At 62.9% G+C, this 6,158-nt stretch carries 8 protein-coding genes; 6 read left to right on the forward strand and 2 right to left on the reverse strand.

Annotated elements, in window-relative coordinates; translation table 11 throughout:
- The first annotated feature begins 112 nt into the window (after positions 1-112).
- Positions 113-397 (forward strand): hypothetical protein, encoded by a 285-nt coding sequence (locus ACPYOP_RS32350; protein WP_481414285.1) that lies wholly within the window; start codon positions 113-115, stop codon positions 395-397.
- Between the two features lie 285 nt (positions 398-682).
- Here ACPYOP_RS32350 and ACPYOP_RS32355 read toward each other — a convergent pair whose 3' ends face one another.
- Positions 683-1,573: a LysR family transcriptional regulator gene (locus ACPYOP_RS32355; RefSeq protein ID WP_481414286.1), complete on the reverse strand. Its 891-nt coding sequence runs from the start codon at positions 1,571-1,573 to the stop codon at positions 683-685.
- Positions 1,574-1,674: 101 nt separating this feature from the next.
- Between ACPYOP_RS32355 and ACPYOP_RS32360 the strand changes: the two genes are divergently transcribed.
- The gene (locus ACPYOP_RS32360) at positions 1,675-2,382 is read left to right on the forward strand and encodes a type 1 glutamine amidotransferase domain-containing protein (protein WP_481414287.1); all 708 of its coding nucleotides are present in this window, start codon (positions 1,675-1,677) and stop codon (positions 2,380-2,382) included.
- The gene (locus ACPYOP_RS32365) at positions 2,379-3,578 is read left to right on the forward strand and encodes an MFS transporter (RefSeq protein WP_481414288.1); all 1,200 of its coding nucleotides are present in this window, start codon (positions 2,379-2,381) and stop codon (positions 3,576-3,578) included. The genes ACPYOP_RS32360 and ACPYOP_RS32365 overlap by 4 nt, the downstream gene beginning before the upstream one ends.
- Before the next feature lie 35 nt (positions 3,579-3,613).
- Here the strand turns inward: ACPYOP_RS32365 and ACPYOP_RS32370 are convergent, their stop codons facing one another.
- Positions 3,614-4,519 (reverse strand): LysR family transcriptional regulator, encoded by a 906-nt coding sequence (locus tag ACPYOP_RS32370; RefSeq protein ID WP_481414289.1) that lies wholly within the window; start codon positions 4,517-4,519, stop codon positions 3,614-3,616.
- Between the two features lie 254 nt (positions 4,520-4,773).
- Here ACPYOP_RS32370 and ACPYOP_RS32375 point away from each other — a divergent pair, with 254 nt between their 5' ends.
- From ACPYOP_RS32375 to ACPYOP_RS32385, 3 genes are all read left to right on the forward strand, one after another.
- Complete coding sequence (locus ACPYOP_RS32375) at positions 4,774-4,983, forward strand: alpha/beta hydrolase fold domain-containing protein (protein ID WP_481414290.1); 210 nt, start codon at positions 4,774-4,776, stop codon at positions 4,981-4,983.
- A 76-nt stretch (positions 4,984-5,059) separates the two neighbouring features.
- Positions 5,060-5,455 carry an IS66-like element accessory protein TnpA gene (gene tnpA / locus ACPYOP_RS32380; RefSeq protein ID WP_481414291.1) on the forward strand — a complete coding sequence of 132 codons (396 nt, stop codon included), beginning with the start codon at positions 5,060-5,062 and terminating at the stop codon, positions 5,453-5,455.
- Between the two features lie 80 nt (positions 5,456-5,535).
- A complete protein-coding gene (locus ACPYOP_RS32385; RefSeq protein ID WP_481414292.1) occupies positions 5,536-5,727 on the forward strand; it encodes a hypothetical protein in 192 nt (63 codons plus the stop codon).
- Positions 5,728-6,158: the final 431 nt, after the last annotated feature.

Here is a 6,158-nt window from a genome sequence, read left to right on the forward strand (position 1 = left end):
CCTTTTCTCAGTCGCAGAATGCCGCAACTATTTCAAAGCCGCCGGCTATGAGGCCAGATAAATGCGACACGCTTTAAGCAGCGCGCCAGATCGCGCTCGTGGTAACTTCCTCATGGCGCGTCAGAAGCTCGATGGCTATCGCGACCGGCTGCGCACCTTCGACGTCGGGGAGGTGCTGCCTGGCGTGGCGGCGGTTCCGCTTCCGGGCCACACCGCTGGACACACCGGCTATCGGCTCGATTCAGGTGACAAAAGCCTGCTGGTCTGGGGCGATATCGTTCATTTCCCGCAGATTCAGGTGCCGCGCCCGGAGGTGTCGATCGCGTTCGTCAGGATGCGCATCTCGCCGCCGACACGCGGTCGAAGCTTCTGGATTTGGTCGCTTCGGAGCGACTAAGGATCGCTGAGATGCATCTTGGCGAGCTCGGTTTCGCGCGCATTGAGCGAAAAAGGTCGGCTTATGGTGTCGCATATGAGAAATGCGCGCGTGCCGCTGTCCGCGCGATCTGCGTTCGAAGCCACATCCGGTCCGCCATGGCACATATGGCCGGCAGCCCTGTATCGTCACCGTCATGGCCACACTCTCAAACCCAGCCGTCAGGTGACGGGCTTCGTGGATCGTTGCCGCGGCAGTTTGGCAAGATGCGGGGCTAGGATTGCAATGGCACTCATGCATCCATGTTCACGCGCTCAAAACCGCCCGCAGCAGAAAATCTCTGACATGCACCACACGAGGATGGCGCAGCGCCGTCTTGCTCCAGACGAGATAGAGCGTGTTGTTCGGCCCTGGCCGGGTCGTCGGTAGTTCAACGAGTTGCCCGGCCGCCAGAGCTTCGGCGCACAGATAATCCGGCAGCACCGTCCATCCCGTTCCGGCCCGGGCCATGCCGATCAGGATGCGCAGATCCGGCGCCGTCACCACGGCTTGCATGTCGGGGGCCTTGCCAAAGACGTGCTTGAAGAACGGACCCAACAACGGCAGTGCCTCATCATAGGCGATGCAGGACAGCCCGCACAGAAACTCCGCGGTGACGGTGCGCGCTTTGGCCCGCTCTGCTATTGCCGGAGCCGCGACCAGCATCAGGCGTTCCCGACCCAGTTCGGCGAAGCCGTGGACGCTGCCGTCCGGCGGCGACGCGGTAACAGCAAGATCGGCATGGCCCTTGTCGAGCGCCGCATAGATGCGCTCGCGGTTGCCGATCTGGATGCGTATCCGCAAACCTTCCCCCACGAGCGGGGCCAAAGCGGGGCCGATGCGGGCGGAGAGATATTCCGCCGGGCCGACCAGATGGACGGTGCCGGTCAAATGGTTGGAGCGCGCCTGCGCCGCACCCATGGTCGCTTCGATCCCGTCGAGCTGGGGGGCGATCGAACGGGCGAGATCGTCGGCAGCGGCGGTCGGGGTAACCCCGCGCGCCTGTCGGATGAAGAGCGGCCTGCCCAGCATTTCCTCCAGCGAGGCGATGTGGGCTGACGCTGCCGGCTGGGTGATGCCGAGACGCCCAGCCGCGCGGGTCAGCGAGCCGGCGCGGTAGGTGTCGAGGAAGGTGCGCAGATATATGAGGTAGTTCATGAACATATAGCCATAGTTATTTCTATGGTTGATAGCATAAGGAATGATTTTTGTCGCGATCCGTCGCGAGGCATGTTCCGGGCGACAACCGGAGTGCACTAATGAATACCCACCTCAAAATTCTTATGATTCTCACATCCAGCACCACGATGGGCGAGACCAACAAGTCGACCGGCCTGTGGTTCGAGGAATTGGCGACGCCTTATTACGCCTTCCTCGACGCCGACGCGTCGGTCACGCTGGCGTCGATTAGGGGCGGCCCGGCACCGATCGATCCCCGGTCTGCAAAAGCCAGGGGCGAGATCGAGGCCAGCGTTGACCGCTTCCTTATTGACGAGATCGCATCGAAGGCGCTGAACGAAACACTTCCGGTCCGCGCCATCGACATTTCGGAATATGACGCGGTGTTCCTGCCGGGCGGCCACGGTACCATGTGGGACCTGCCCGAGAGCGCTGAACTGGCCATGCTGCTCGGTAAGGCATGGGCGGATGGAAAGGTCATTGCCGCTGTCTGCCACGGCCAGGCCGGACTGGTGAACGTCAAGGACGAAGATCGTATTCCGCTGGTGAGCGGCCGCCGCGTCACCAGCTTCTCCGATAGCGAGGAACGCGCCGCTGGACTGGACAAGGCGGTACCTTTCCTGCTGGAAACCTGCCTGCGCGAGCTGGGTGTTCGTTACGAAAGCATCACCGATTTCCAGCCCTTCGCCATTGCCGATGGTCGGCTCGTTACCGGCCAGAACCCGGCGTCCTCCGCTCTGACCGCCAGGCCGGCGCTGGAAGCGCTGAACGGCGAGGAAGTACGATGAGCGCCCAGCAGAGGAGCGACCCCAGATCGCAGGCTGCTCGCATCCCGCTGGTCATCTATATCTTCGCGCTCTCTGCCTTCGCTCTGGGATTCACTGAATTCGTCACCATCGGTTTGGTCTCTGACATCGCCGCCGACCTGAAGGTGGATGTCGGTCAGGTGGGCACGGCCGTCGCCGCCTATGCTATCGGCGCGACCATCGGCGCCCCGATCCTGACGGCGCTGGCCGCGAGTTGGAGCCGCAAGCACCTTCTGCTGGCGGCAATGATCGTGTTCACCATTGGCAACTTCCTTGTCGGCCTGTCCGGATGTCTCCCTTCGTTACTTGCTGCCCGGTTCGGATCGGGGCTGGGCCATGGTGTGTTCCTCGCCGTTGCTTCCAGCGCGGCAACGCGGTTGGTAGCCCCGGAGAGGGCGGGAAGTGCGGTTGCCGTGGTTTTCGGCGGGCTGACGCTGGCGCTGGCCTTTGGCGTGCCGATCGGCACTTTCCTGGGCGGCATCTGGAGCTGGCAGACCATCTTCATGGGCGTGGCGATCTGCGGCGCGGTTGGCGTGGCCGGTCTGCTCCTTTTGATGCCGAACGCGCGGGATGGCGGTGAGCCCCGCGACGCCATGCACAATCTGCTGGCGCTGATCGACCGCCGCTTGCTCGTCGCGGCGTTCGTCACCGTATTGGCTTATACCGGGTCCTTCTGCCTGTTCTCCTACATCTCACCGCTGCTGATAGAAGTGACCGGCATGAACGCAACATGGGTCAGCACGATGATGTTGGTCTATGGCGTCGCGGCGGCCATCGGCAATGTCATCGGCGGGCGGATGACCGACAAGCTCGGCCCCGACAAAGCGGTGATGATCGTCCTGATTGGCCTGGCGATCGTGCTAGCGGCGATGTGGCCGACGGTGGATTCCGTTCCGGCCATGGCGGTGCTGATCGCGGTGCTCGGTGCGCTGACCTATGCGGCCGTGCCCGCCATGCAAGCCCGTGTCATTGGCATCGCAGTGCAGCACGCACCTAAGGCACTTGCCGCCGCCGCCGGGCTCAATATCGCCGGGTTCAACTCCGGCATCGCGCTCGGCTCTCTGATCGGCGGCGGCGTGATCAGCGCGTTCGGATTGACCGCGACCGCCATCGTCGGTGCGGGAGCGGCAATCGCTGGAATCGTAGTGTTGACGCTTCAGAAAGGGAAAAGCGGCTGATCGCGTTCGGCGCATCATTCCCTGCACCTCACTTCTCATGTCTCCCAGGGCGGGTTGCGCCAGAGCTGGGCGAGGAAATCGCCGAACGCGCCGATCCGCTTCGGCACGGGTTCGCGCTTCGGCCGCACGAAGCTGATCGGGCTGGCCTCTTCCTCCCAGCCGGGCAGGACATGGACGAGACGGCCAGCGCGCAGGTCGTCCGCCACATCCCACAATTCCCGGAGCGCCACGCCGAGACCGGCGATGCACCATGTTCGCAGCGTATCGCCACTGTCGGTCGCAAGGTCGCTCGATACGGCGATCTCCTGGGCCTCGCGATCCTTGCGCAGCGTCCAACTGTTTCGTCCGAGCCCCGGATAGGAGAACAGCAAACATGTATGGTCCGCAAGGTCAAGGGGCTGCGCCGGGGTTCCGTGCCGTTCGAGATAGTCCGGCGCGGCGACGAGAATGCGCCGGTTTTCGGCAAGCCGACGTGCGATCAAGCGTGAATCGGCCAGCTTCGCCACGCGGATCGCCACGTCTATGTCGCCGGTATAGAGGTCCACCATGCGATCCGTCAGGTGCAGTTCGAAGCCGACCTTCGGATGCTGCTTGCGAAAAGCGGCCGTTGCCGCCGCGACATAGCGGCTGCCGAACGGAACTGGGGCCGTCACGCGGATCGTGCCGGTCAGTTCGCCCGATCCAGCGCGCGCGATCTCGGCGGCCTCATCGAGCAAGGCGAGAGCGACCCGTGCCCGCTCGGCCACAGCCCTGCCTTCCTCGGTGATCTTCAATTGGCGCGTGTTGCGCTCGAACAGGGTCGCGCCGAGCTGCCGTTCCAGCCGGGCGATCTGCTTGCTCACCGTAGTGGGCGCGAAGTCCATCGCGCGGGCAGCGGCCGAGAAGCTGCCGCAATCAGCCACGCGAACGAACACCGCCAGATCGTCGAGGTTACGAACCATTTCTTCCAAAGCGCCATAAGTATTCCCCCATTATGCACCTTTATGACTATGCAGGCAAAGCCCAAAGTGCCGCCGAATCAATTGCGCCCGCCGGTTTCCGATGTCCCGCAAGGAGAAGGCGGGCCTGTCTGGAAAGGTCGGCCCATGCCTCCCGCCATCTATATTTTCTCGCTCTGCGCCTTCGCCGTCGGTTTCACCGAGTTCATCACCATCGGCCTCGTCTCGGCGAAGGCTATTTTCTTACCGCCACAATGATGCGGTGGTTCTGGCGTCACTATCTTCCCTTTGGTGTTGACGGTCTTGATCCTCGGATCAGCCCGTTGCTGGCCAGTAACCTCGTCGGCTTGCCGTCCGCCACGGTCTTTACCGCAGAGATCGACGTGCTGCGCGACAAGGGAGAGGACTATGCGCGTGCGCTCGAACGCGCAGGCGTGCCGCTTTTTCTGAAGCGTTGGGACAGTTAGATCCACGACTTCACCCTACTCCACAGTTCTGTGGACGATGCCGACGTGGCGCTTCGCGAGGCCGCCACGGCGTTACATGGAGGTTTCGGATGGCGGATGCGGCGGCGGAGCCTGGTCACGCGAAGACAAGGAGCGCCTCGTCGCTGCCTGCTTTGAGCCGGACGCGGTTATCTCTGAGATTGTTCGCGCGGCCGGTATCCATGTCAGCCAGTTGTTCCGTTGGCGCAAGGAGCTGTGCCGGATCGAGGAGCCGAAGACCGAGACGGCAACCACGTTAGTGCCGGTGATCGTGTCCGAGACCGCGCCGGCAGTCTCTCCCGTTCAAACGGAACCGCCCACCACATCCCATCCTCGTCGGAAGCGTAGCGATGTAACGATTGAGCTGGGTCGGGGCAGACGCGTACGCGTGGATAGCGATATCGACACGGAAGCGCTTGGCCGGATTCTCGATGGCGTATTGGGTCGTCGATGATCCCGGTCCCTGCTGGTGTAAAGGTCTGGCTGGCGACAGGCCATACGGACATGCGCAAAGGCTTTCCGGGTCTCTCGTTGATGGTACAGGAGGCGCTCAAGCGCGACCCGATGTGTGGGCACCTGTTCGTATTCCGCGGCCGCGGTGGCCAACTACCGACATTCTGCATACGTTTCTCGCTTTTCGACGATTGCCTATCCTTGGCACCCGCTGTTGGTGCAGGTCTCGCCGTTCAGGCGTGGCAAGAGTTTAAGCTGCATCTACACGGATGAGCGTCCAGATCCGTGCCGCGAACTGCCGAATTGGATGTTCGATCAAAGTTATTGCACCACCATGGCGATAGGGCTGCCCCAGATCAGCATCGCCGGCCTCAACGAGTTGGCAGCGGCGCTGGCATCGTTCGACGCGACTCGCTTACGAGGCGCAAAATTCCGTCCTTCGAGGAAGAAGGAGAAGGCTTGGCCATGTCGCGCTCGAAATCCTCGAGCTCTTCGTCAATCTCGTCGACTTCAGGACCGGCAGGCTCGACCCCTCGCTCGACTTCATGATGGCCAGGCTCAGTCGCTCGCGCGACGCGATCGTGCGCGGCCTGAAGGCGCTGCGCGCCCATGGCTTCCTCGACTGGATCCGGCGGTTCGTGCCGACGGGCAATGACGGTCCGGGACCCCAGGTTCAGCAGACCAGCAATGGCTACCGCCTGTCA

The sequence above is a fragment of the Rhizobium sp. KNZ2-6A genome, assembly GCF_056755475.1.

Coding starts and splice junctions, on each gene's coding strand:
- tnpA (WP_481414291.1), top strand. CDS start 5,060: ATGGAGGTTTCGGATGGCGGATGCGGCGGCGGAGCCTGGTCACGCGAA.
- ACPYOP_RS32350 (WP_481414285.1), top strand. CDS start 113: ATGGCGCGTCAGAAGCTCGATGGCTATCGCGACCGGCTGCGCACCTTC.
- ACPYOP_RS32355 (WP_481414286.1), bottom strand. CDS start 1,573: ATGAACTACCTCATATATCTGCGCACCTTCCTCGACACCTACCGCGCC.
- ACPYOP_RS32365 (WP_481414288.1), top strand. CDS start 2,379: ATGAGCGCCCAGCAGAGGAGCGACCCCAGATCGCAGGCTGCTCGCATC.
- ACPYOP_RS32385 (WP_481414292.1), top strand. CDS start 5,536: ATGGTACAGGAGGCGCTCAAGCGCGACCCGATGTGTGGGCACCTGTTC.
- ACPYOP_RS32370 (WP_481414289.1), bottom strand. CDS start 4,519: ATGGTTCGTAACCTCGACGATCTGGCGGTGTTCGTTCGCGTGGCTGAT.
- ACPYOP_RS32360 (WP_481414287.1), top strand. CDS start 1,675: ATGAATACCCACCTCAAAATTCTTATGATTCTCACATCCAGCACCACG.
- ACPYOP_RS32375 (WP_481414290.1), top strand. CDS start 4,774: ATGCGGTGGTTCTGGCGTCACTATCTTCCCTTTGGTGTTGACGGTCTT.